Below are 3088 nucleotides of genomic sequence, written 5' to 3' on the forward strand. Positions count from 1 at the left end.
CGGCAAGCCGGCTCCTACAGGGGTGAATCTGGGTGTTTCGGTGTAGGAGCTGGCTTGCCAGCGAAAGCGATTTCTAGCCGTGCACAAGCCTTAACGGCCTCTTCGCCGGCAAGCCGGCTCCTACGGTTATTTGTTGAGGTGCGCCAGGAGCAGATCGGCCACCGGGCCGCCGGACGCCGGGTTCTGCCCGGTGATCACCCGCTGATCCTCCACCGCGAACGGCGCCCAGGGTGCAGCGGCCTTCTGGTAAAGGGCACCGCGCTTGACCAGTTCGGTTTCCGTCAGGTAGGGCACGTACTGATCCAGTTCGGCGAGTTTCTCCTCTTCATTGGAGAAACCGGTGACCTGCTTGCCGGCGATCAGCAGCCTACCGTCGCCCAGCTTGATGTTGAGCAAGCCCACCGCGCCATGGCACACCGAGCTGACATAGCCCCCCTGCTCATAGATCTCCCGGCTCAGGGCCTGCAGTTCCGGGTTATCGGGAAAATCCCAGACCACGCCGTGGCCACCGGCGTAATAGATCGCCACATAGTCCCCGGCCCTGACCTGGGAAGGCTTGAGGGTCGAGCCCAGGCGGCTCATGAAGGCGCTGTCCTGGTACCACTGCCAGTCGGTGTCGTCGGCCATGGCCAGGCTATGGGGGTCGATGGGTACGTAGCCCCCCTTGGGGCTGACGTAATCCACCTCGAAGCCCGCCGCCTCGACCTTCTTCACGAAATGCACCGCCTCACCCAGCCACAGGCCAGTGGCGCGGGCCAGGTTGGGGTATTTGGCCACGCTGGTCAGGACCACCAGTATCTTCTTGCTCATGGGCATGCTCCTTGGCATTGGAAAACAGGGCAAGGCACGGCAATCAACCGAGCAACCGCAGCATGTTGCGGTGCCGGGCATCGAAAATCCGCGCCATGTAGGCGTTGACCATCAACCACTCCAAAGGTGCACCACCGATGGCCCTGTAGGTCACCCGGTCGGTGTACAGGGTGCCCCCTTCGGCGGCCTCGACCCGGTGCTCATGACGAAAGGCCCGCAGCGGCCCCTTGAGCATCTCGTCGACAAAATGCCGATCGCCGACCTCACGTATAACCACCGTCCATTTCGCCGGTATGACACCGAACATCCAGTGCAGGAAGCTGAACTGGCGCCCGACACTGATGCGCAGGTCATTGATATCGAGGCCCCCCAAGGGTGTGACACACTCGGGGAAAATCTTCGGAAAGTTGGCGCCTTCGAGGCAGAAATCCAGCACCTGCTGCGGGCTGTATCCGGCCAGGAAAGTCGTGCGTTCGACCACGGGCATTCTGGTTCATCCTTGCTGATTTTGTTGAGGAGGCACCCACACAAACCTACAAACCACTTCATTAAAAACATATAACTCATTGTTTTTAATGGTTTTTATGCACATAAAAAATCAATCACTATAACCATACAAATTACATTGAAATAATCACAAAACACTTTAAGAGAGATTCGCCGACGCTCACCTTCAAAGGGCTGCCCGCCACGCACTGCCTGTCCACAGCCCGGCAGTGATCCTGTGCACAAAAACCAACGAATTAATCCTTTCGACTGGCTAAGCGAAGGTTAGCTGCTAGCGTCATCAGACAATTCCTACGGGTATTAGAGAGAAACACTATCAGTTGACCCACGGCTCAAGAAGTGCCGCTCGGTGACCGTTCGCAAAAGGATTGAACCTGCATGTCCAGAGCATTTTTTGCGCCCGCCGTCTGGGCCGTAGTCGCCCTGAGCTCATCGCTGCCGGCCCTGGCCGACAACGCGGAAACCGCCAACAAAAGCAACAACCCGCTGAACCTTGCACCCGGCCTCAACCTGCAGGATTACTACACCCCGCGCCTGTACGACAGCAATGCCCACACCAACGACACCCTGCTGCGGGGCACCCTGCCCATCGCTCCCTCGGATTTCATCGGCGTCCCCCAGCTGCTGCGTGCCACCCTGCCGGTCAGTACCCGCCCCGATCCGCACCACGGCTACAGCACCGGCATCGGCGACCTCAACCTGTTCGATATCTTCCTGCTCAAGACCGACGGCGTGCAGCTGGGCATCGGCCCGCAGATCACCGCACCCACCGCCGAACAGGACGAACTGGGCACCGGCAAATGGCAGGCCGGGCTGGCCGCAGTGGCCATCGATGCCTCGCCCCGGGGCCTGCTGGGGGCCCTGGTGCAGTACCAGAGTTCATTTGCCGGCGACCATGACCGCGCCCATGTCGAAAGCGCCACCCTGCAGCCCTTCATCATCCACAACCTGCCCCGGGGCTGGTACCTGCGCTCCACCGGCACCTGGACCTTCGACCTGAAGAACAACACCCACTACATCCCCATCGGCCTGGGGGTGGGCAAGGCCTGGAAAGCCGGTGACAACATTCTCAACGCCTTCGTCGAGCCGCAGTGGACCGTGGAGCGCAAAGGCGACGGCATGCCCCAGTTCACCCTGTTCGCCGGGATCAATGTCACTTTCGGAAAATAAGGACGCGCCATGCAGCCACTACTGCGCACTGCCGGTTTCAGCCTGTTGCTCCTGGCCGCCAGTTGCGGGGTCGGCGCCCAGCCCGAGCCGCAAAACAGCCGCCTGACGGCGATCAAGATGGATGGCGAACTGCCGGCCCGGGCCGCCATTGCCGGGCTGTTTGCCGAGCTGGACTTCCAGCAGGCCACGCAAAGCTACCTGTGGGCCTTGCCGCTGGTGTCCTACGCCCAGTGGCAGGGGGAATTTCGCGATAAGCTGCACGCCGGCAATGGCGACCTGATGGTCCTGGAAAGCTACGAAGACAAGCTCGGGGTGATCACCGCCAACGCCACCACGCCCTACATCCTGGGTTTTGTCGACCTCAACCAGACCGGGCCGATGGTCGTCGAGCTGCCCCCCGGCCCCACCGCTGGTGGAGTCGGCGACTTCTGGCAACGGGCGATCACCGACATGGGCCAGACCGGCCCGGACCAGGGCAAGGGCGGCAAGTACCTGGTGCTGCCGCCGGGCCATCCGGAACCTTCCGACGCCGACCAGTACTACCTGGCCAAGTCGCAAACCATGAACGTGCTGGTGGGCTTTCGCGTGCTCGACCCGGACC

4 protein-coding genes are annotated in these 3088 nt (G+C 61.4%); 2 read left to right on the forward strand and 2 right to left on the reverse strand.

The genetic code is table 11. From position 1 onward, the window contains the following. Positions 1-126 precede the first annotated feature (126 nt). Together F6S12_RS30805 and F6S12_RS30810 are read right to left on the reverse strand one after the other, a co-directional pair. The gene (locus tag F6S12_RS30805; RefSeq protein WP_019095224.1) at positions 127-810 is read right to left on the reverse strand and encodes a type 1 glutamine amidotransferase domain-containing protein; all 684 of its coding nucleotides are present in this window, start codon (positions 808-810) and stop codon (positions 127-129) included. A gap of 43 nt (positions 811-853) precedes the next feature. After that, a complete protein-coding gene (locus F6S12_RS30810) occupies positions 854-1297 on the reverse strand; it encodes an SRPBCC family protein (RefSeq protein ID WP_315869769.1) in 444 nt (147 codons plus the stop codon). 398 nt (positions 1298-1695) lie between these two features. Between F6S12_RS30810 and F6S12_RS30815 the strand changes: the two genes are divergently transcribed. Together F6S12_RS30815 and F6S12_RS30820 are read left to right on the forward strand one after the other, a co-directional pair. After that, positions 1696-2487, forward strand: a complete 792-nt coding sequence (locus F6S12_RS30815) for a hypothetical protein (RefSeq protein WP_072441943.1) — start codon at positions 1696-1698, stop codon at positions 2485-2487. 9 nt (positions 2488-2496) lie between these two features. Further along, positions 2497-3088, forward strand: a 592-nt coding sequence (locus F6S12_RS30820) for a DUF1254 domain-containing protein (RefSeq protein WP_315869770.1), incomplete at its 3' end; no start/stop codon positions are given.

The sequence above is a fragment of the Pseudomonas sp. JV245A genome (assembly GCF_032424515.1).
In the GTDB taxonomy this organism is placed as follows: Bacteria; Pseudomonadota; Gammaproteobacteria; order Pseudomonadales; family Pseudomonadaceae; genus Aquipseudomonas; species Aquipseudomonas protegens.